Annotated in this window: 19 protein-coding genes, 1 tRNA gene and 3 pseudogenes; 15 read left to right on the top strand and 8 right to left on the bottom strand. The window is 53.0% G+C overall.

The window, feature by feature from the left end:
* Window positions 1-140: 140 nt before the first annotated feature.
* On the top strand, window positions 141-1,079 hold the full coding sequence (gene pgtE / locus ACLJR2_RS22655) for an omptin family outer membrane protease PgtE (RefSeq protein WP_000716001.1): 939 nt from the start codon (window positions 141-143) through the stop codon (window positions 1,077-1,079).
* A 156-nt stretch (window positions 1,080-1,235) separates the two neighbouring features.
* Here the strand turns inward: pgtE and ACLJR2_RS22650 are convergent.
* Window positions 1,236-1,310, bottom strand: a tRNA-Arg gene (locus tag ACLJR2_RS22650).
* A gap of 75 nt (window positions 1,311-1,385) precedes the next feature.
* Window positions 1,386-2,327, bottom strand: a complete 942-nt coding sequence (locus ACLJR2_RS22645; RefSeq protein WP_000377779.1) for a formate/nitrite transporter family protein — start codon at window positions 2,325-2,327, stop codon at window positions 1,386-1,388.
* Between the two features lie 288 nt (window positions 2,328-2,615).
* On the opposite strand from ACLJR2_RS22645, the gene mlaA reads away from it, so the two are divergent.
* Window positions 2,616-3,371, top strand: coding sequence for a phospholipid-binding lipoprotein MlaA (gene mlaA, locus ACLJR2_RS22640; protein WP_000776787.1), 756 nt, complete (start codon window positions 2,616-2,618; stop codon window positions 3,369-3,371).
* Window positions 3,372-3,431: 60 nt separating this feature from the next.
* On the opposite strand, the gene fadL is transcribed toward mlaA, so the two are convergent.
* Window positions 3,432-4,739, bottom strand: coding sequence for a long-chain fatty acid transporter FadL (fadL, locus tag ACLJR2_RS22635; protein WP_001518618.1), 1,308 nt, complete (start codon window positions 4,737-4,739; stop codon window positions 3,432-3,434).
* 370 nt (window positions 4,740-5,109) lie between these two features.
* Between fadL and ACLJR2_RS22630 the strand changes: the two genes are divergently transcribed.
* The 4 genes from ACLJR2_RS22630 (at window position 5,110) to sixA (ending at window position 9,723) form a co-directional block, all read left to right on the top strand.
* Window positions 5,110-5,394, top strand: coding sequence for a YfcZ/YiiS family protein (locus tag ACLJR2_RS22630; protein WP_000030904.1), 285 nt, complete (start codon window positions 5,110-5,112; stop codon window positions 5,392-5,394).
* Window positions 5,395-5,571: 177 nt separating this feature from the next.
* Complete coding sequence (gene fadI, locus ACLJR2_RS22625) at window positions 5,572-6,882, top strand: acetyl-CoA C-acyltransferase FadI (protein WP_001248133.1); 1,311 nt, start codon at window positions 5,572-5,574, stop codon at window positions 6,880-6,882.
* Window positions 6,882-9,029, top strand: a complete 2,148-nt coding sequence (fadJ, locus tag ACLJR2_RS22620; RefSeq protein WP_000214145.1) for a fatty acid oxidation complex subunit alpha FadJ — start codon at window positions 6,882-6,884, stop codon at window positions 9,027-9,029. The genes fadI and fadJ overlap by 1 nt, the downstream gene beginning before the upstream one ends.
* A gap of 208 nt (window positions 9,030-9,237) precedes the next feature.
* Window positions 9,238-9,723, top strand: a complete 486-nt coding sequence (gene sixA, locus ACLJR2_RS22615; RefSeq protein ID WP_001195801.1) for a phosphohistidine phosphatase SixA — start codon at window positions 9,238-9,240, stop codon at window positions 9,721-9,723.
* Window positions 9,724-9,822: 99 nt separating this feature from the next.
* Here sixA and smrB read toward each other — a convergent pair whose 3' ends face one another.
* The gene (gene smrB, locus ACLJR2_RS22610; protein WP_000730793.1) at window positions 9,823-10,374 is read right to left on the bottom strand and encodes an endonuclease SmrB; all 552 of its coding nucleotides are present in this window, start codon (window positions 10,372-10,374) and stop codon (window positions 9,823-9,825) included.
* Window positions 10,375-10,539: 165 nt separating this feature from the next.
* On the opposite strand from smrB, the gene prmB reads away from it, so the two are divergent.
* Genes prmB through ACLJR2_RS22580 form a run of 6 tightly spaced genes read left to right on the top strand, consistent with a single transcriptional unit; the run spans window position 10,540 to window position 15,086 of the window.
* Window positions 10,540-11,472 carry a 50S ribosomal protein L3 N(5)-glutamine methyltransferase gene (gene prmB, locus ACLJR2_RS22605; protein ID WP_001542329.1) on the top strand — a complete coding sequence of 311 codons (933 nt, stop codon included), beginning with the start codon at window positions 10,540-10,542 and terminating at the stop codon, window positions 11,470-11,472.
* 35 nt (window positions 11,473-11,507) lie between these two features.
* Window positions 11,508-12,593: a chorismate synthase gene (aroC, locus tag ACLJR2_RS22600; RefSeq protein WP_000918457.1), complete on the top strand. Its 1,086-nt coding sequence runs from the start codon at window positions 11,508-11,510 to the stop codon at window positions 12,591-12,593.
* A gap of 3 nt (window positions 12,594-12,596) precedes the next feature.
* Window positions 12,597-13,421: a penicillin-insensitive murein endopeptidase gene (gene mepA / locus ACLJR2_RS22595; RefSeq protein WP_000750429.1), complete on the top strand. Its 825-nt coding sequence runs from the start codon at window positions 12,597-12,599 to the stop codon at window positions 13,419-13,421.
* The gene (locus ACLJR2_RS22590) at window positions 13,421-14,230 is read left to right on the top strand and encodes a sulfite exporter TauE/SafE family protein (RefSeq protein WP_000368599.1); all 810 of its coding nucleotides are present in this window, start codon (window positions 13,421-13,423) and stop codon (window positions 14,228-14,230) included. Before mepA ends, ACLJR2_RS22590 begins: the two co-directional genes overlap by 1 nt.
* Window positions 14,230-14,778, top strand: a complete 549-nt coding sequence (locus ACLJR2_RS22585) for an elongation factor P hydroxylase (protein ID WP_001089211.1) — start codon at window positions 14,230-14,232, stop codon at window positions 14,776-14,778. The genes ACLJR2_RS22590 and ACLJR2_RS22585 overlap by 1 nt, the downstream gene beginning before the upstream one ends.
* A gap of 32 nt (window positions 14,779-14,810) precedes the next feature.
* Window positions 14,811-15,086, top strand: a complete 276-nt coding sequence (locus ACLJR2_RS22580; protein ID WP_000559749.1) for a YfcL family protein — start codon at window positions 14,811-14,813, stop codon at window positions 15,084-15,086.
* A gap of 51 nt (window positions 15,087-15,137) precedes the next feature.
* Here ACLJR2_RS22580 and mnmC read toward each other — a convergent pair whose 3' ends face one another.
* Window positions 15,138-17,138: a bifunctional tRNA (5-methylaminomethyl-2-thiouridine)(34)-methyltransferase MnmD/FAD-dependent 5-carboxymethylaminomethyl-2-thiouridine(34) oxidoreductase MnmC gene (gene mnmC / locus ACLJR2_RS22575; RefSeq protein ID WP_000816089.1), complete on the bottom strand. Its 2,001-nt coding sequence runs from the start codon at window positions 17,136-17,138 to the stop codon at window positions 15,138-15,140.
* A gap of 159 nt (window positions 17,139-17,297) precedes the next feature.
* On the opposite strand from mnmC, the gene fabB reads away from it, so the two are divergent.
* Both fabB and ACLJR2_RS22565 read left to right on the top strand, forming a co-directional pair.
* A complete protein-coding gene (gene fabB, locus ACLJR2_RS22570; protein ID WP_000817161.1) occupies window positions 17,298-18,512 on the top strand; it encodes a beta-ketoacyl-ACP synthase I in 1,215 nt (404 codons plus the stop codon).
* Window positions 18,513-18,609: 97 nt separating this feature from the next.
* Window positions 18,610-19,266 (top strand): CPBP family intramembrane glutamic endopeptidase, encoded by a 657-nt coding sequence (locus ACLJR2_RS22565; RefSeq protein WP_001142913.1) that lies wholly within the window; start codon window positions 18,610-18,612, stop codon window positions 19,264-19,266.
* A 66-nt stretch (window positions 19,267-19,332) separates the two neighbouring features.
* On the opposite strand, the gene ACLJR2_RS22560 is transcribed toward ACLJR2_RS22565, so the two are convergent.
* The 3 genes and pseudogenes from ACLJR2_RS22560 to ACLJR2_RS22550 all read right to left on the bottom strand — a co-directional run.
* Window positions 19,333-19,851: a YbjP/YqhG family protein gene (locus ACLJR2_RS22560; RefSeq protein ID WP_000847541.1), complete on the bottom strand. Its 519-nt coding sequence runs from the start codon at window positions 19,849-19,851 to the stop codon at window positions 19,333-19,335.
* Window positions 19,851-20,168, bottom strand: a pseudogene (locus ACLJR2_RS22555) (hypothetical protein); the annotation flags it as partial. The gene ACLJR2_RS22560 and the pseudogene ACLJR2_RS22555, both read right to left, overlap by 1 nt.
* A pseudogene (locus tag ACLJR2_RS22550) lies at window positions 20,114-20,245 on the bottom strand (helix-turn-helix domain-containing protein); the annotation flags it as partial. The pseudogenes ACLJR2_RS22555 and ACLJR2_RS22550, both read right to left, overlap by 55 nt.
* A gap of 172 nt (window positions 20,246-20,417) precedes the next feature.
* On the opposite strand from ACLJR2_RS22550, the pseudogene ACLJR2_RS22545 reads away from it, so the two are divergent.
* Window positions 20,418-20,783, top strand: a pseudogene (locus tag ACLJR2_RS22545) (hypothetical protein); the annotation flags it as partial.
* Window positions 20,784-20,880 lie beyond the last annotated feature (97 nt).

Genomic DNA, 20,880 nt, shown 5'->3' with positions numbered 1-20,880 from the left:
AAATTCTATTTCTTAACTTCAATATAAGGTAAAAATGCGTCAAGTTCTCTGGCGTAATAAATGTACTCTTGTCCGACGATTTGACAAGATGAAAACTTCATCACCTCTCCAGATTACATCTGAATATGAGGACAAGAGAAATGAAAAAACATGCTATTGCAGTAATGATGATCGCCCTATTTTCTGAGTCGGTTTATGCGGAGTCTACCTTATTTATTCCGGACGTCTCTCCTGATAGCGTCACGACATCCCTTTCTGTGGGGGTGTTAAATGGTAAATCCAGGGAGCTGGTTTATGATACCGACACCGGGCGGAAGCTGAGTCAACTGGACTGGAAAATAAAAAATGTCGCCACGTTGCAGGGGGATTTATCATGGGAACCCTATTCGTTCATGACGCTGGACGCCCGCGGCTGGACGTCTTTGGCGTCGGGATCGGGTCATATGGTTGACCATGACTGGATGAGCAGTGAGCAGCCTGGCTGGACCGATCGTTCAATTCATCCGGACACCAGCGCCAACTATGCTAATGAATACGATTTGAACGTGAAAGGTTGGTTATTGCAGGGCGATAACTACAAGGCGGGCGTGACAGCGGGCTATCAGGAAACTCGTTTTAGCTGGACGGCAAGAGGCGGGTCTTATATTTATGATAATGGTCGGTATATTGGTAACTTTCCTCATGGCGTGCGCGGCATAGGTTATAGCCAGCGTTTCGAAATGCCCTATATCGGGCTGGCGGGTGATTATCGTATTAATGACTTTGAGTGTAATGTACTGTTTAAATACAGCGACTGGGTAAATGCGCATGATAATGACGAACACTACATGCGCAAACTTACCTTCCGTGAAAAAACGGAAAATTCACGATATTATGGCGCTTCTATTGACGCCGGATATTATATTACCAGTAATGCAAAAATCTTTGCTGAGTTTGCTTACAGTAAATATGAAGAAGGTAAGGGCGGTACGCAAATCATAGATAAAACCAGCGGTGATACGGCGTATTTTGGTGGCGATGCCGCAGGTATAGCTAATAATAACTATACGGTTACCGCGGGGTTGCAGTATCGCTTCTAGACCACATCAGCATGTCATCGGTCATAACCGGCCGATGACGACTTTTTGCTGAACGTATGGCATGTCCGGTGATATTGCATAGGGGCAATAAAAGCAACATGAAAGGGGAACCGCTCGAAAGGTTATGCAGCAAGAAGAGAATTTCCTGGGTATCAATGGTGTCCCCTGCAGGAATCGAACCTGCAACTAGCCCTTAGGAGGGGCTCGTTATATCCATTTAACTAAGGGGACAACGCGGCGCCAGTATAGCGTTTTTTATTCGCCGGAGTAAGTGTAGCGCCGCCTGACTGGTTAAACCGTCGCCACTCAGCGCTGTTTTTCCGCTTTTTTCCGCTCCCGTTCCAGGCGCTCGCCGCGTAGCCTCGCTTCTTCCTTACGCTTATTGCTCATATCGTTGCGGATCTGCGCGTGGCTCATCAATGCGAAAATAAAAGTGCCGCCGCAGATATTTCCGGCAAGTGTGGGAAGGGCGAAGGGCCAGAGAAAGTCGCTCCAGGGCAGCGTGCCGTTGAAAACCAAATACAAAATTTCAACGGAACCGACGACAATATGGGTGGTATCGCCCAGCGCGATAAGCCAGGTCATCAAAATAATGACCACAATCTTTGCCCCGCCTGCAGCAGGAAACATCCATACCATTGTGGCGATGATCCAGCCAGAGATAATCGCGTTGGCAAACATCTCCGTTGGGCTATTTTTCATGACCTCCATACCAATTTTGACAAAGGCGTCGCGGGTCTCTTCATCAAATATAGGCATATATTCAAATGCCCACGCCGCAACCCCGGTGCCAATAAGGTTGCCCAATAAGACTACGCCCCATAAGCGCATCAGCAGGCCAACGTTACTCAGAGTGGGATTTTGCATTACCGGCAATACGGCAGTAACGGTATTTTCAGTAAATAATTGCTGGCGGGCCATGATGACAATGATAAAACCAAAGGTATAGCCGAGATTTTCCAGTAAAAAGCCGCCGGGAACGCCTTCAAGCTGCACGTGAAAAATCCCTTTCGCCAGGAGTGATGCCCCCATAGAAAGTCCTGCGGCAATGGCTGACCAGAGCAAAGCCATCGCATCGCGTTCCATCTCTTTTTCACCATCCTGGCGAATATGTTCATGAATCGCCATGGCGCGGGAAGGAAGACGATCTTCATCCACTTCAATCTCTTTACCGCTTTGTTTTTCTTCGCTTTCAACTTCCAGGTCACTGCTTTGCCGGTTAATTTTATCGTCGTTAAGGCTATCCATGATGATCTCTGCTGATTAACACATATTAATAAAGCGTAGCGGTTTTTCATTTACCCAGGCCGGGGCATTCTCCGAAAAAATAAAAATGATCACGCTCGTTTTTATCTGTTTCGTTAGAATAGGGCCGTCACGTTGTTACGTTACCAGGCTATGCTCAGAGCAATGAGATCGCGCATATAGACATCGTTTGACGTGCTGTTAAAATCGCTCACACCTAAACAGGCGGATACGGTAGCGTTCCGTCATGGATGGCAATCAGCGATAGCCATAATTCACAGGGAGACATCTATGAAGCTTCGCCTGTCGGCGCTGGCGCTGGGAACCACACTGCTGGTCGGGTGTGCGAGTTCCGGTACAGAACAGCAGGGGCGTTCAGACCCATTTGAAGGGTTTAACCGCACCATGTACAACTTCAACTTTAATGTGCTGGACCCGTATGTTGTTCGGCCGGTCGCGGTCGCCTGGCGTGATTATGTTCCACAGCCTGCGCGTAACGGTTTAAGTAATTTCACCGGCAACCTCGAAGAACCGGCGATCATGGTGAACTATTTCCTGCAGGGCGATCCTTATCAGGGTATGGTGCATTTCACCCGTTTCTTCCTGAATACCTTATTAGGGATGGGCGGCTTTATTGACGTCGCGGGAATGGCGAATCCTAAGCTGCAGCGCGTTGAACCGCATCGCTTTGGCAGTACGCTGGGCCATTATGGCGTGGGGTATGGGCCTTATATGCAACTTCCGTTCTACGGCAGCTTCACGCTGCGTGAAGATGGCGGGGATATGGCGGATACCTTGTATCCGGTGCTCTCGTGGTTGACCTGGCCAATGTCCATAGGAAAATGGACTATCGAAGGGATAGAAACCCGCGCGCAGTTGCTGGACTCCGATGGTTTGCTGCGCCAGTCTTCCGATCCTTATATTATGGTGCGTGAGGCGTACTTCCAGCGTCATGACTTTATCGCCAATGGCGGAAAACTCAAGCCGCAGGAAAACCCGAACGCGCAGGCGATTCAGGACGAACTCAAAGAGATCGACTCGGAATAAACGGCAGTAAATAAAAAGGTGAGCGCAATGCTCACCTTTTTGATCCGTTTCAGAAAGAGATTAGAACGCGTAGTTAAAGTTAGTACCGAACAGCCAGGCTTTCCCTTCAGATTCAAACTGATAAGGGCCTTCATTAATTTTCACGCTCTGACCATGCATATAAGAGACGCCAACGTCGACAGACGCATCTTTGTTAAAGGCGTAAGTCGTACCGGCGCTCAGCCAGAAACGGTCCTGGTCCGGAATAGAGATAGAACGGTTTTGCGCTGGTACCGGGCTGTCATCGAAGGCGATACCGGTACGGAACGTCCAGTTGTCATCGTAGTAATAGGTGGTGCCCAACGCAATGCGGTAAGCGTCTTTAAAGCCTTCATGCTTCTCAAAGAGCGTATCGCCAGCGGTCGATTTTGCCTTCAATTCCTGGAACTGGCTCCAGCTGGTATAGGCCAGGCTATAGTGGATGGCCCACTGTGGCGCCACACGGTTATAACCGGACACTTCCCACATTTCCGGCAGATTCAGCGTCAGGTAGCCTGACTGCGTCGCGCCGCCGGTTGCCGTTGGGATAGGCAGGTTAAAGCGGTTTATAGCGATGGGAAGATCGCTACTGTAGTTGCCTTTAAAGTCAATTTTGACTTCCGAGCGGTAGGTCAGCGCGTAGCGGTTATTTTTATCCAGTTCATAAAGGATACCGGCATTCCAGCCAAAGCCCCACTGATTACCGTTCAGGTGGGCAATCTTGGTGTCGCTGGGAATCTGACCCGCGACCGGCGCCAGCGCCGGATTCTGTGCCGCGACCAACTGGCCTAAATCGCCCGCAAAACGTTCGATTTTCGCACGCGCGTATACCGCATCAAAGCCGAGGCCGAAGCTCCAGGCCTCATTTAAGCGATAAGCGCCGCTTAAATTCAGGTTCATGGTTTCAAGATCGGTCGTACCGCCAACCGAGCCGCCGGCATATGTGTCGTTAAACTCTGTCGCCAGACCATAGTTAGAGGTAATAGAAGCCCCCCAGCCAAACTGGTCGTTAATCGGGGCGACAAAATGGACGTTCGGCACCCAGGCCGTCGGCGCGATGTTATCCGCATCTAACGTCCGACGAGATGGCGATGTCCCGCTAATATTAACATCAGGATCAATATAAACCGCGCCCGCTGAAAACGTCGGGCGGTCAAACATGGTAATTAACGCCGGGTTGCGGCTAACGTTACCCGCATCATCTGCGATTGCGCCTTCACCCGAATAGGCCCGGCCAAGGCCAGAGGAAGAAAATTCGTTTAACTGAAAGCCTGCAGACCAGGCCTGGGTGGAGATGATTGCCACTGCGACTGCGAGAGCAGACTTTGTAAACAGGGTTTTCTGGCTCATGACCATAACCTCATTGATTATTTTTATACAAACTATGTTACATGCTGTAACAGGAGCGCGAAGTGTAGGGTCTGCGGTACGACTTAGAAATCAGACCAGTGGCGAGAGTATAGGTCTGACCAGCTAGAATGTTGCAAGTATGTTTATAAGTTTTTTCAATTGTGATCTTAGAAACGAGATCTGGCTGGCAAAATCGGCGGGCTTAACGGTCACCCGATCGCGCGATTTTTGTTTTAGATCATTTTTAAGTGTGATTTCGGTCACTTAACGCGTTTCCCACCATTAACGACTGGAGAGGCGAATGCCGGGAGCGTAAAATATCCCCATCGTTTATCTGGCACCCTGGGTGCAAATACAGAGGAAATCTACAATGAGTAAATGCAGTGCTGATGAAACCCCGGTTTGCTGCTGTATGGACGTTGGAACCATCATGGACAACTCCGATTGCACCGCGTCATACAGCCGCGTATTCGCTACCCGCGCAGAGGCTGAAGAGACGCTGGCGGCGTTAACCGAAAAAGCGCGTAGCGTGGAGTCTGAACCTTGCCAAATTACGCCAACCTTTACCGAGGAATCCGAAGGCGTTCGTCTGGATATTGATTTTGTTTTCGCCTGCGAAGCAGAAACGCTGATCTTCCAGCTCGGCCTGCGTTAATCCGTTCATTCACGACGCCTCCGTCATCATCTGGCGGAGGCGTTTTCTTTTTTTGTCGCTTCCCTTCACTGTGCCTTAGCTCCCACTTTCTTTTCTCTCTGCTTGGCTAAATGTAAAAAATTGGTTAAGACTGTGATCAGGTCAGACCACTAATTTATTTTTTTACAGGGGAGTACTATGCGTCAGGCTTTACCGTTGGTCACCCGTCAGGGCGATCGCATTGCTATTGTCAGTGGGTTACGAACCCCCTTCGCTCGTCAGGCCACTGCATTTCATGGTATTCCCGCTGTTGATCTCGGCAAGATGGTGGTAGGCGAGCTGCTGGCGCGCAGTGAAATTCCAGCCGATGCCATTGAGCAACTGGTTTTTGGTCAGGTAGTACAAATGCCGGAAGCGCCCAACATTGCGCGCGAAATTGTGCTGGGTACGGGGATGAATGTTCATACCGATGCCTATAGCGTAAGCCGCGCCTGCGCCACCAGTTTTCAGGCGGTAGCGAATGTGGCGGAAAGCCTGATGGCCGGCACGATACGCGCGGGTATCGCTGGCGGCGCAGATTCGTCGTCGGTACTGCCAATAGGCGTGAGTAAAGCCCTGGCGCGGGTACTGGTTGATGTCAATAAAGCCCGGACGACCCGCCAACGGCTGACGCTTTTTTCTCGTCTGCGCTTACGCGACCTGCTGCCCGTTCCTCCCGCCGTTGCTGAGTATTCCACCGGTCTGCGCATGGGCGATACCGCCGAACAGATGGCGAAAACGTATGGTATTACGCGTGAACAGCAGGACGCGCTGGCGCATCGTTCACATCAGCGCGCCGCGCAGGCATGGGCGGAGGGCAAACTGGCGGAAGAAGTGATGACGACCTATGTGCCGCCGTATAAAAACCCCTTTGCAGAAGACAACAACATTCGCGGCACCTCCACGCTGGCGGACTACGCCAAACTGCGTCCCGCTTTTGACCGAAAACATGGCTCTGTAACCGCCGCCAATAGTACACCGCTGACCGACGGCGCTGCCGCCGTTATTATGATGACCGAATCCCGCGCTAAAGAGCTGGGGCTGCACCCGCTTGGTTATCTGCGCAGCTACGCTTTTACCGCTATTGATGTCTGGCAGGACATGCTATTGGGGCCGGCCTGGTCAACGCCGCTGGCGCTGGAGCGGGCCGGGTTGACGATGGCAGATCTGACGCTTTTTGACATGCATGAAGCGTTTGCCGCTCAGACTCTGGCGAACTTACAACTGCTGGGCAGCGAACGATTTGCCCGTGAGGTGCTTGGTCGTGCGCAGGCGACAGGGGAGGTAGATGACGCTAAATTCAACGTGCTCGGCGGCTCAATCGCCTACGGGCATCCTTTTGCCGCAACGGGCGCGCGGATGATAACCCAAACGTTGCATGAATTACGGCGTCGGGGCGGAGGTTTTGGCCTGGTCACAGCCTGCGCGGCTGGCGGTCTTGGCGCGGCGATGGTTCTGGAGGCGGAATAATGACTACCACATCAGCTTTTATGCTTAACGTGCGTCTGGATAATGTCGCAGTTGTCGCTATTGATGTCCCTGGAGAAAAGGTGAACACCCTGAAAGCGGAGTTTGCCGCGCAGGTACGCGCCATCCTGAAGCAGATCCGGGAAAATAAAGCGTTGCAGGGCGTTGTTTTTATCTCAGCCAAAGCAGATAACTTTATTGCTGGCGCTGATATCAACATGATAGGTCACTGCCAAAACGCGCAGGAAGCGGAAACGCTGGCGCGTCAGGGGCAACAACTGATGGCGGAGATCCAGGCGTTGCCTGTTCCGGTTATCGCCGCCATTCACGGCGCCTGCCTGGGGGGCGGTCTTGAAATGGCGCTGGCCTGCCATCGGCGTATCTGTACCGACGACGTTAAAACCGTTCTCGGACTGCCGGAGGTACAGTTAGGGCTTTTACCGGGATCGGGCGGAACGCAGCGACTTCCACGGCTGGTGGGGGTCAGTACCGCGCTGGATATGATCCTGACAGGTAAACAGCTTCGCGCCAGACAGGCGCTTAAAGCAGGGCTGGTTGATGATGTGGTGCCGCAAACTATTTTACTGGAAGCGGCTGTCGAGCTGGCTAAAAAAGAACGCCTGGCGCAGCGGACATTACCGGTCCGTGAACGTATCCTGGCTGGGCCGCTGGGGCGCGCGCTGTTATTTCGCCTGGTGCGTAAAAAGACGGCGCAAAAAACGCAGGGTAATTATCCGGCGACGGAGCGGATCATTGATGTGATTGAAACTGGACTGGCGCAGGGCAGCAGTAGCGGCTATGACGCGGAAGCGCGCGCTTTCGGCGAGCTGGCGATGACGCCTCAATCGCAGGCGCTGCGCGCTGTTTTCTTTGCCAGTACCGAGGTGAAAAAAGATCCCGGTAGCGATGCGCCGCCCGGCCCGTTGAACAGCGTGGGCATCTTAGGCGGCGGGTTAATGGGCGGCGGTATCGCCTGGGTTACGGCCTGTAAAGGCGGCTTGCCAGTACGAATTAAGGATATAAATACTCAGGGGATCAATCATGCTCTGAAGTACAGCTGGGATCTGCTTGAAACAAAAGTACGCCGCCGCCATATCAAAGCCAGCGAACGCGATAAACAGTTGGCGTTGATATCAGGTTCGACCGATTACCGTGGTTTCAGTCATCGTGATCTGGTCATTGAAGCGGTGTTTGAAGATCTGCCGTTAAAACAACAGATGGTGGCGGAAGTGGAGCAAAATTGCGCTGCTCACACCATTTTTGCCTCCAATACTTCTTCCCTGCCGATTGGCGATATTGCGGCGAATGCGGCCAGACCGGAACAGGTGATTGGATTGCACTTTTTTAGCCCGGTCGAAAAAATGCCGCTGGTTGAGGTTATTCCTCATGCGTCTACTTCCGCGCAGACCATCGCCACGACCGTTAAGCTGGCGAAAAAACAGGGTAAAACCCCGATAGTCGTCAGTGATAAAGCCGGGTTTTATGTTAACCGAATTCTTGCGCCATATATCAATGAGGCGATTCGGATGCTGACTGAAGGCGAACGCGTCGAACATATTGACGCCGCCCTGGTAAAATTTGGTTTTCCGGTGGGGCCAATCCAACTTTTGGATGAGGTAGGAATCGACACGGGCACTAAAATTATTCCTGTGCTTGAGGCGGCGTATGGAGAACGTTTTAGCGCGCCTGCAAATGTTGTCGCTTCAATTTTGAATGACGATCGCAAAGGTAGAAAAAATGGTCGCGGTTTCTATCTTTATGGCGAAAAAGGGCGTAAAAGCAAAAAACAGGTTGACCCTGCTATTTATAAGCTTATTGGCGTGCAAGGGCAGAGTCGACTGTCTGCGCAGCAGGTGGCAGAGCGCTGTGTCATGTTAATGCTTAACGAAGCGGCGCGCTGTTTCGACGAAAAAGTGATTCGCAGCGCGCGCGATGGCGATATTGGCGCCGTGTTTGGTATCGGTTTTCCGCCGTTTCTCGGTGGCCCGTTCCGCTATATGGATGCTCTCGGGCCGGGTGAAATGGTGGCGACATTACAGCGCCTGGCCGCACTTTACGGTCCTCGTTACGCGCCTTGTGAACAATTAGTGCGCATGGCGGAGCGCAGGGAGCATTTCTGGACGAATGGGGAAACTGACCAGGGAAATTGAGGTCAAAGAGAATATGAATCCGCACTGAATGCCTCCTTAGTGGCGAAATAATAATCAAGGATTGACTATACTTACGCCATTGAGGTAAAAAACAGCGTTTCATTCAGTGAATGGATAAGGCACAATGCCGGCCACCGCATTTTTGCCGCAGCCAATAGGGGCATGTGGTAAGCGTGTTGGTGAAACTGGTTAACAAAAGCGGTGCAATATGCAAGTTTTTATCATGCGTCACGGCGACGCAGCCCTCGATGCCGCCAGTGATTCGGTTCGTCCCTTGACCCCTTGTGGGTGTGACGAGTCTCGCCTGATGGCGAACTGGCTGAAAGGTCAAAAAGTGGATATCGAACGTGTTCTGGTGAGTCCGTTTCTTCGGGCCGAACAGACGTTAGATGTGGTCGGCGATTGTATGAATCTGCCGGCTCAGGTGGATGTCCTGCCGGAGCTAACGCCCTGTGGCGATGTCGGTCTGGTCAGCGCCTACCTCCAGGCGCTGGCCAATGAAGAGATCGGATCGGTGCTGGTGATCTCTCACTTACCTCTGGTCGGATACCTGGTATCTGAGCTTTGTCCGGGCGAAACGCCGCCGATGTTCACGACGTCCGCAATTGCCAACGTTACGCTTGATGTAAGCGGCAAGGGGACATTCAACTGGCAAATGAGTCCCTGCAATCTGAAAATGGCGAAAGCGATTTAATCTTTGCTGCCTGATGGCGCTTCGCTTATCAGGCCTACGACAGCGCTGGCTGTTCGTAGGCTGGATAAGCCGCTTGCGCCGCCATCCGGCAATTCCGCATCAGGGTAATTCGGGCGGTTGCCACTCTTCCACTTCAATCAACACCAGCAGCGCGGCGTCGCCGCCGTACTCTTTTGGTGCCTGATGAAAGGCCATCACATGCGGATGCTGCGCCAGCCATAACGGCGTTTGCTGTTTCAGAATATGTTTACCGTGTCCATGCATGACGCAGGCGCAAAAAATATGTTCCCGACGGCAGGCGGCAATCAGCGCCCCCAGTTCCTGCTTGGCCTGAAGCTGCGTTAAGCCGTGTAAATCCAGAAACAGTTCCGGCGAATAGTCGCCGCGGCGCATTTTTTTTAGCTCGAAATGGCTGACATCTTCACGGACATACTTTACCGGCCCTTCCGTATTGAGCAGCGGCTGGAACTCATCGGAAAAATAGTGGCTGGCGTCCGCCTGTTCCTGAATTAACCTTCGGATAGGGACTTCCGTGATTTTCTTGCGCAGTGGCCGATGGACGATAGTATCCTGTTTAATCTTTCGGGTGCCGACCATCAGCTGACGGAACAGCGCCTGGTCCTCCTCGCTGAGCGATGTTTTCTTTTTCATTCGTGGGTCTCGTCTGATCTTTTGCCTTAGTTTACCCGACCCGGAGGATATCCGAACGGTCAAAACGGATTTTTCGTATTCTCCCGCCGCGTCAATGCTGATTTATCCCTGTCTTCGTGGCAAACTAGCCGCCGAATTTAATGCGAGCATGCCCTGGAGGAATACGTGGATAAAATTTTCGTCGATGAAGCAGTAAGTGAACTGCATACCATTCAGGACATGTTGCGCTGGGCGGTAAGCCGCTTTAGCGCGGCGAATATCTGGTATGGACACGGTACCGATAACCCGTGGGATGAAGCGGTACAACTGGTGTTGCCGTCTCTTTATCTGCCGCTGGATATTCCGGAAGATATGCGGACCGCGCGGCTGACGTCCAGCGAAAAACACCGCATTGTCGAGCGAGTGATTCGTCGCATTAACGAGCGTATCCCGGTCGCCTACCTGACTAATAAAGCCTGGTTCTGCGGCCACGAATTTTATGTCGATGAGCGCGTGCTGGTGCCGCGTTCGCCCATTGGCGAGCTGATTAATAACCACTTCGCCGGCCTTATTAGCCAACAGCCGAAATATATTCTGGATATGTGCACCGGCAGCGGCTGCATCGCCATCGCCTGTGCTTATGCTTTCCCGGACGCAGAGGTTGATGCGGTCGATATTTCGCCGGATGCGCTGGCTGTCGCCGAGCATAACATTGAAGAACACGGTCTTATCCATCACGTGACGCCAATCCGTTCCGATCTGTTCCGCGATCTGCCGAAAGTTCAGTACGATCTGATTGTCACTAACCCGCCTTATGTCGATGCGGAGGATATGTCCGATCTGCCGAACGAATATCGCCACGAACCTGAGCTGGGGCTGGCGTCCGGCACTGACGGCCTCAAATTGACCCGTCGTATCCTGGGGAATGCCCCGGATTATCTGTCCGATGACGGCGTTCTGATTTGTGAAGTCGGAAACAGCATGGTACATCTGATGGAGCAGTATCCGGATGTGCCGTTCACCTGGCTGGAGTTTGACAACGGCGGCGATGGCGTCTTTATGTTGACCAAAGCGCAGTTGCTCGCGGCCCGTGAACATTTCAACATTTATAAAGATTAAAACACGCAAACGACAACAACGATAACGGAGCCGTGATGGCAGGAAACACAATTGGACAACTCTTTCGCGTAACCACTTTCGGCGAATCACACGGGCTGGCGCTTGGGTGTATCGTCGATGGCGTGCCGCCCGGCATCCCGTTAACGGAGGCCGATCTGCAGCACGATCTCGACAGACGCCGCCCCGGCACCTCGCGCTATACTACCCAGCGCCGCGAACCGGATCAGGTAAAAATTCTCTCCGGCGTGTTTGATGGCGTGACGACCGGCACCAGCATTGGCCTGCTGATTGAAAACACCGATCAGCGCTCGCAGGACTACAGCGCGATTAAAGATGTTTTTCGTCCGGGACACGCGGATTACACCTATGAGCAGAAATACGGCCTGCGCGATTACCGTGGCGGTGGACGTTCTTCCGCGCGTGAAACCGCGATGCGCGTAGCGGCAGGGGCGATCGCCAAGAAATACCTGGCGGAAAAGTTCGGCATCGAAATCCGCGGCTGCCTGACCCAGATGGGCGATATTCCGCTGGAGATTAAAGACTGGCGTCAGGTTGAGCTTAATCCGTTCTTTTGTCCCGATGCGGACAAACTTGACGCGCTGGACGAACTGATGCGCGCGCTGAAAAAAGAGGGCGACTCCATCGGCGCGAAAGTGACGGTGATGGCGAGCGGCGTGCCGGCAGGGCTTGGCGAACCGGTATTTGACCGACTGGATGCGGACATTGCCCATGCGCTGATGAGCATCAATGCGGTGAAAGGCGTGGAGATCGGCGAAGGATTTAACGTGGTGGCGCTGCGCGGCAGCCAGAATCGCGATGAAATCACGGCGCAGGGTTTTCAGAGCAACCACGCTGGCGGCATCCTCGGTGGCATCAGTAGCGGGCAACACATTGTGGCGCATATGGCGCTGAAACCTACCTCCAGCATTACCGTGCCGGGACGTACGATCAACCGGATGGGTGAAGAAGTCGAGATGATCACCAAAGGGCGCCACGATCCGTGTGTGGGGATTCGCGCAGTGCCGATCGCAGAGGCCATGCTGGCGATCGTGCTGATGGATCACCTGCTGCGCCATCGGGCACAGAATGCGGATGTAAAGACAGAGATTCCACGCTGGTAAGAAATGAAAAAAACCGCGATTGCGCTGCTGGCATGGTTTGTCAGTAGCGCCAGCCTGGCGGCGACGCCGTGGCAGAAAATAACTCATCCTGTCCCCGGCGCCGCACAGTCTATCGGTAGCTTTGCCAACGGATGCATCATTGGCGCCGACACGTTGCCGGTACAGTCCGATAATTATCAGGTGATGCGCACCGATCAGCGCCGTTATTTCGGCCACCCGGACTTGGTCATGTTTATCCAGCGGTTGAGTCATCAGGCGCAGCAACGGGGGCTCGGAACCGTCCTGATAGGCGACATGGGGATGCCTGCCGGAGGCCGCTTTAATGGCGGACACGCCAGTCATCAAACCGGGCTTGATGTGGATATTTTCTTGCAGTTGCCGAAAACGCGCTGGAGCCAGGCGCAGCTATTGCGCCCGCAGGCGTTAGATCTGGTGTCCCGCGACGGTAAACATGTCGTGCCGTCGCGCTGGTCGTCGGATATCGCCAGTCTGATCAAACTGGCGGCACAAGACAACGACGTCACCCGTATTTTCGTCAATCCGGCTATTAAACAACAGCTTTGCCTCGATGCCGGAAGCGATCGTGACTGGCTACGTAAAGTACGCCCCTGGTTCCAGCATCGCGCGCATATGCACGTGCGTTTACGCTGCCCTGCCGACAGCCTGGAGTGCGAAGATCAACCTTTACCCCCGCCGGGCGATGGATGCGGCGCTGAACTGCAAAGCTGGTTCGAACCGCCAAAACCTGGCACCACAAAGCCTGAGAAGAAGACACCGCCGCCGTTGCCGCCTTCCTGCCAGGCGCTACTGGATGAGCATGTACTCTGATGGACAATTTTTATGATCTGTTTATGGTCTCCCCGCTACTGCTGGTAGTGCTGTTTTTTGTCGCCGTACTGGCAGGATTTATTGATTCTATCGCCGGGGGCGGAGGGCTGCTCACTATCCCTGCGCTGATGGCCGCCGGGATGTCGCCGGCAAACGCGCTGGCGACCAATAAATTACAGGCGTGCGGCGGCTCCCTCTCGTCTTCGCTCTATTTTATTCGCCGTAAGGTGGTAAACCTGGCCGAGCAAAAGCTCAATATTCTGATGACGTTCATTGGCTCGATGAGCGGCGCGCTGCTGGTGCAGCACGTGCAGGCGGATATTTTGCGCCAGATCTTGCCTATCCTGGTGATTTTCATCGGCCTCTATTTTTTATTGATGCCGAAGCTGGGCGAGGAAGATCGCCAGCGCCGCCTGTATGGATTACCGTTCGCGCTGATAGCCGGGGGATGCGTCGGGTTTTACGACGGCTTTTTCGGGCCTGCCGCCGGGTCGTTTTACGCTCTGGCGTTTGTCACCTTATGTGGCTATAACCTGGCGAAATCCACGGCACATGCCAAAGTGCTTAACGCTACTTCCAACGTTGGCGGCCTGCTGTTATTTATCATCGGCGGCAAAGTGATCTGGGCGACGGGCTTCGTGATGCTGGTTGGTCAGTTTTTAGGGGCGCGAATGGGGTCGCGTCTGGTGTTGAGCAAAGGCCAAAAGCTTATCAGACCGATGATCGTTATTGTCTCGGCGGTAATGAGCGCCAGGTTACTTTATGATAGCCACGGACAGGAGATCCTCCACTGGTTGGGGATGAATTAATGAACAGTACGCACCATTACGAACAGTTAATTGAGATTTTTAACGGCTGCTTTGCCGAAGAATTTAATACCCGTCTGATTAAAGGCGACGACGAACCGATCTATCTTCCTGCTGACGCGCAGGTACCGTACCACCGTATCGTCTTTGCGCATGGGTTTTACGCCAGCGCGCTGCATGAGATTTCTCACTGGTGTATCGCCGGTAAGGCGCGCCGCGAACTGGTTGACTTTGGTTACTGGTACTGCCCGGACGGACGCGACGCGCAGACCCAAAGTCAATTCGAAGACGTTGAGGTGAAGCCACAGGCTTTCGACTGGTTGTTTTGCGTGGCGGCGGGGTATCCCTTTAACGTCAGTTGCGACAATCTGGAAGGCGATATTGAGCCGGATCGCGTGGCGTTTCAGCGCCGGGTTCATGCGCAGGTAATGGCGTATCTGGAGCAGGGCATTCCTGAACGTCCGGCCCGCTTCATCAAAGCGCTACAGAATTACTATCACACGCCCGAACTTAAGGCGGAACAGTTCCCGTGGCCGGAAGCGCTTAATTAAAGCCAGCGCCACGTTTACAATGAGGAAAGAAGATGATCGCGGAGTTTGAATCACGCATTCTGGCATTAATTGACGATATGGTAGAGCACGCCAGCGACGATGAGCTTTTTGCCAGTGGATACCTGCGTGGCCACCTGACGTTAGCCATTGCCGAGCTGGAGAGCGGTGATGACCACTCCGTTGAGGCGGTCTATGCCAACGTTAGCCAAAGTCTGGAAAAAGCGATCGGCGCCGGCGAACTGTCGCCGCGCGATCAGGCGTTAGTCAAAGCGATGTGGGACAATTTGTTCGACAAGGCAAAACAATAACGCCGTGGGCCGGAAGGCGACGCTTGCCGCCTTCCGCTATTGACTGACCCATTACTTCACCGCTTTTCCCTTCAATAACTTTCTCACCCATAACCGATTCGGATTTAACGCCGCCAGCGTACCGGCATCCAGTGGAATCGGCTCGTTACTCATCTGCGCCGCCAGAATTTCTGCGCATAATGGCGCTGAGCACAAACCACGCGATCCCAGCGCGCCAAGCACAAATAAACCCGGATACACAGGCGCAGGCGCCGCCGACGTTTTGTTATCGGCTAAATCGGCGTAATGCGTCAGCGTGGCGTGGTAATCCGGAACATTGCCCACCATCGGCAGATGGTCGCGGGTGGCGCAACGCACGCCGCAACGGGCGCTGTTGCCGCTGACGTCAACCTCTGTGGCCCATTTCGCATCCGGAAAGCAGTCAAGCAGACGCTGTCGGTTCTGACGCTGATCTTCTTCGCGCCAGACGGTGCTTTCGTCACCCCGGTGATAGCTGGCGCCAATACAGTGCTGCTGATTATGCGGATTTTGCGGCGTCAGATAGCCGTCGTAGCATAACACCTGACGCAACGCCGAGAGAGCGGGGGTGGTGGGAATATGACTGACCTGCCCCCCGACGGCATACACCGGCAGCGACTGGGTCTGATCAAAACGGTTAATCTGATGGCCGTTCGCCAGAACGACGGTCTCATGGCCGGCGGTTTCACCTGACGTAAAGCGCAGTTGCCAGCGCGACTCCTGCGCAACGAGCGACGTGAGCGTATGGCGAAAGCGCGTTTGTAAACCCTGTTCGGTCGCCAGTGCGATGACTGCGCGAGTTAATTGTTCCGGGCACAGCCAGCCGCCTGCCGGATAGGTAATTCCTCCGCAGCGTGTCGTCACGCCAACCGCCTGTTCCGCCTCTTCGGCATTGAGCGCCGAGGCCAGTCCGGCGGGCAGCGCCAGGGACAGCATCTGGGCAATTTTCTGCTGGCTTTTCTCATCCCATCCGAGCTGCGTCACGCCGCACCAGTCATGATCAAAAGAGACGGGCAGGGCATCATACAGGCGACGGGCAAAGGTGAATGCGGTCGGGAAAAAGCGATTAATGGCGGCGTCATGTTTACTAAGGAGCGGATAAAGCGCGCCCTGTCGATTACCGGAAGCGCCCTGGGCGGGCTGGTCGTCCGCGCAATAGAGCGTCACCTGCCAGCCGCGACGCAGTAACGCCAGTGATAACAGCGCGCTGGCGATGCCGCCGCCAATGATCGCCGTTTCACGTTTTTCGCTTCCGCTGCGGTAAAACCAGGGCGCGGAAAGGGTCGGCATGAGGTGTTGTTCCATCACTCCACAAAGCATCTCGCGTTTACGTCCGAAGCCTTTGCGTTTTTGCATGGTAAAACCGGCTTCCTGTAATCCCCGACGGACGAAACCCGCCGAGGTAAACGTCGCCAGCGTTGCGCCGGGCCGTGCCAGCCGCGCCATCGCGTTAAACAGGTTTGGCGTCCACATATCCGGATTTTTCGCCGGGGCAAAACCGTCGAGGAACCAGGCGTCGACTGTTTGATTCAGCGTGGCGTCCAGTTGGTCGGTCAGCTCATTAATATCGCCAAACCACAAATCCAGCGTCACCCGACCCCGATCCAGCAATAGGCGGTGGCACCCCGGGAGCGGCAGCGGCCATTGCGCCTGCAGCTGCTCTGCCCAGGGCGCGAGCTCCGGCCAGTGTTGGTGCGCCAGCGCCAGATCGTCGCGCGTTAACGGGAATTTCTCAAAACTGATGAAATGTAACCTTTGCAGCGTCGCTTGTGGGTGCGCAGAACGAAAGCTGTCAAACGCCTGCCACAGCGTCAGGAAGTTGAGTCCGGTGCCAAAACCGCTTTCCGCGACTATAAATAATGGATGTGAATGTACGGGAAATCGCTCCGCAAGACGATTGCCGCCAAGAAAAACGTAGCGTGTCTCTTCGAGTCCATTGTCATTAGAAAAATAGACATCATCAAAATCTCGGGAAACAGGTGTACCCTCAGCGTTAAATTCGAGTGTGGCGGGTTGTATGGCGTATTGTTTCACGTAAGTTACTCGTCTGACGGGCGGTATCGCGATCTTAACGATGTGTGCCTGATGGCGCAAATTTCCGTACTAAATGGCTGATCGGACTTGTTCGGCGTACAAGTGTACGCTATTGTGCCAATCGAAACTTAAAAATAGTGCGAATTACAGAGGTATTGAATGAAACGTGCAGTGATTACTGGCCTGGGCATCGTTTCCAGCATCGGTAATAACCAGCAGGAAGTCCTGGCATCTCTGCGTGAAGGACGTTCAGGGATCACTTTCTCTCAGGAGCTGAAGGACGCCGGCATGCGTAGCCAGGTATGGGGCAACGTAAAACTGGATACCACTGGCCTCATTGACCGCAAAGTCGTGCGCTTTATGAGCGACGCCTCCATCTATGCTTATCTGTCTATGGAGCAGGCAGTGGCCGACGCCGGTCTGGCGCCGGAAGTCTATCAGAATAACCCGCGTGTCGGCCTGATTGCAGGTTCCGGCGGCGGCTCCCCGAAATTCCAGGTCTTTGGCGCAGACGCCATGCGTAGCCCGCGTGGTCTGAAAGCCGTGGGCCCGTATGTGGTGACGAAAGCAATGGCATCTGGCGTTTCCGCCTGCCTCGCTACGCCGTTTAAAATTTATGGCGTGAACTACTCCATTAGCTCCGCTTGCGCGACCTCCGCACACTGTATCGGTAATGCGGTTGAACAGATCCAACTGGGCAAACAGGACATCGTTTTTGCTGGCGGCGGCGAAGAGCTGTGCTGGGAAATGGCCTGTGAGTTCGATGCGATGGGCGCACTGTCCACCAAATATAACGATACGCCTGAAAAAGCGTCCCGTACCTATGATGCGCACCGTGATGGGTTTGTCATCGCGGGCGGTGGCGGTATGGTTGTTGTCGAAGAGCTGGAACACGCTCTGGCGCGCGGCGCGCATATCTATGCGGAAATCGTCGGTTACGGCGCAACATCCGATGGCGCAGACATGGTTGCTCCGTCTGGTGAAGGCGCAGTACGTTGCATGCAGATGGCGATGCACGGCGTAGACACGCCGATCGACTACCTGAACTCTCACGGTACCTCTACTCCGGTAGGCGACGTGAAAGAACTTGGTGCAATCCGTGAAGTGTTTGGCGATAACAGCCCGGCAATTTCTGCAACCAAAGCGATGACCGGCCACTCGCTGGGTGCCGCAGGCGTGCAGGAAGCTATCTACTCTCTGCTGATGCTGGAGCACGGTTTTATCGCGCCGAGTATCAACATCGAAGAGCTGGATGAGCAGGCTGCGGGTCTGAACATCGTGACCGAAACGACCGAGCGTGAACTGACTACCGTAATGTCTAACAGCTTCGGTTTTGGCGGCACCAACGCCACGCTGGTGATGCGTAAGTTGTAAGCCTGACTATTACGTTGTAGTATCAATAATGAAACAGGTCGCTAATGCGACCTGTTTTTTCATTCAGGGAACAACAAATTATATGGATATTCTATAAATGCCAACTAATACATTAGATAAAATTAGGCATAGTTTGAGTTGTGTGGCTGTTTTATTTGGTTTGCTTGGCATTTTTGTTTTTGCCTCATTTTCGCCTTCCTATGCCTGGCTTTATTTGGGAGGTCTGGCTGCGCCTTTTATATATAGTATTGTTTTTGTCTATGCGATTGCCGCCTGGAGTATTTATTCAAAGTATTATCCGTTTTTATCATTGGGCCGCTTATCATTTGTGGAATGTTTTTTTCCGGCGCTGGCCCTGGTGTGCCTTACCGTTCTCTACAATGCTTTTAGTGGCCCGGAACCCTGGATGGCCGAGTTATCAAGGCAATTTTTTCTTCATAAATTTCTTAACACGCTGGCGATGTGCTTTCTGGCTCCTGTGGCGGAGGAAATTATATTCAGAGGGTTTTTATTAAACAGCAGTATCGGTTGGGGTCGGTACTCAAGAGCTTCCGGTATTATTATTACCTCACTCGCTTTTGCAATTATGCATACACAATATCTCTTTGCGGTGACTTTTGTTTATCTGTTTGTTTTTTCATCGATATTATGCGTTGTTCGAATGAGAAGCCGTGGGCTAATGATACCGATAACACTTCATATTTTAAATAATGCCTGGGTTGTTTTCGGCTTACTGTTTTCAGCGACGGAATAAGAGCCTGATGAAATAGGCGCTTTAACCTCTCCGGTACGAACAAGAGACCGATGGCGATTCCCTTTTTTAATGCTTCTTATATTCCGGCGCGACTTTTGCTGACCAGGCTTCAGCCTGGGTGATGGCGCCTGCGTCATAAATCGGCTGTTCATAACCCTTATCAGCATCCCGAACGCGGTAAATTTTCCAGCGTCCCTCTTCCCAACGGGTATAAACTTCCAGGTGAATGGGCGTTGACTCTGTGCCCAACAGAACATCCACTTTTTCTCCGCCGAGGAAAGGGTGTGCCTTCCCAACCCGTAACTGTGGAATCCACTCTGGCGCATAGTCCTGCGCATACATAAAATAATCTGCTCCCACAATCTCCTGTTCATAAAGGGACTGTATTAGCGCCAGGCGATGAATAACCTCTTTAGCAACGTAACGTTGCATTAAGGCGGTGGTGTCGTCAGGGGTATTCACATCGTTCGTGAACGTCGTCATCCATGAGGTATAGAACTGCTTCACGGCCTGCGTACTGTCGTGATGAGGCGCAGAGCAACTACAAAGCAACAGGATAAGCGCGACAAGGGAGAACGTTTTCATTAATTCTTCCTGTAGATGGTATATGAGGGCCTGGCTGCCCGGTAGCCCGGGCCGGCCCACATATCGCGTTGTTTAAAATCTGAATACCACTCTGCACCATCGTATATCGCCATGTGACCGCTCGGGTTTCCGCCAGCGTAAGGTTGAATAATGATGACGTCACCCTCGCGCGGCATTTCATAGGTACCAATAGCGGTGAATCCGGCGCTTCTTAACATTGGGCCATAATCTTTCGCATGATATGTATGCCCCAGCGTGATACCGCCCGCCTGAATTGCCTTTCGGGTAAATTCCGCACACCGGCCTGACGAGAAAGATCTCTGAGCGTAATACCTCTTTTTTCAAGTGCACTTTTAATATCTGCACGATGCCAGTCCTGGCTTTTTGGTTCCATTCTGTAATCCTAAGAAGATGTGTTATCGGCACCGATATTTTTAAGGTAAAAATTAGCGCGAGAAAAAGAAAGTTACTTTCTTTTTCACTCTGAGAATAGTGCCAGAAAGAAAGCAAAATTTCGCGAAAAAGAAGAAATATTTTTATTTCATCAGGGGAAAGGAAAGAAACCGATGGCAAAGGAATGGTTCACGGTTAAGGAATGTCTTGGCTTACCGGGGTTTCCGGGAAGCGAGCCTGCGGTTCGCGAACGTTTGTATAAGTACAGCGAAGGGAAAGAGGGGGTCAGGCGTAAGCGTGTTAAATCAAAGGCCGAGGAGTTTCATATATCTGTTTTCCCTCTTTATGTTCATCGTTATCTTGACGACAGCGGAGAGGAACCGACGCCAGAACCCATTTCCTTACAGGAAGCGGAGCCTGAAGATATCTGGGAGATGATGTTCAGGTTACTGACGCCAGAACAGCGCAAGCAGGTGACCGGACGGTTTAAGGTGAGAGGAATGAAAGCGGTCTTTCCCTTTCTGTTTGATGACACGCCGGGAGTGTTAGAAATTCTGTGTCATTCCAGTAATATACAATCAAAAAGGAATGACACATGTCCCAGCCCTTCGATTTCGATAAAGCGCTTAAGGCACT

It is taken from the genome of Salmonella sp. SAL03688 (assembly GCF_046551895.1).
Lineage (GTDB): Bacteria > Pseudomonadota > Gammaproteobacteria > Enterobacterales > Enterobacteriaceae > Salmonella > Salmonella enterica.
This window is presented reverse-complemented; position numbering and strand designations above follow the sequence as displayed.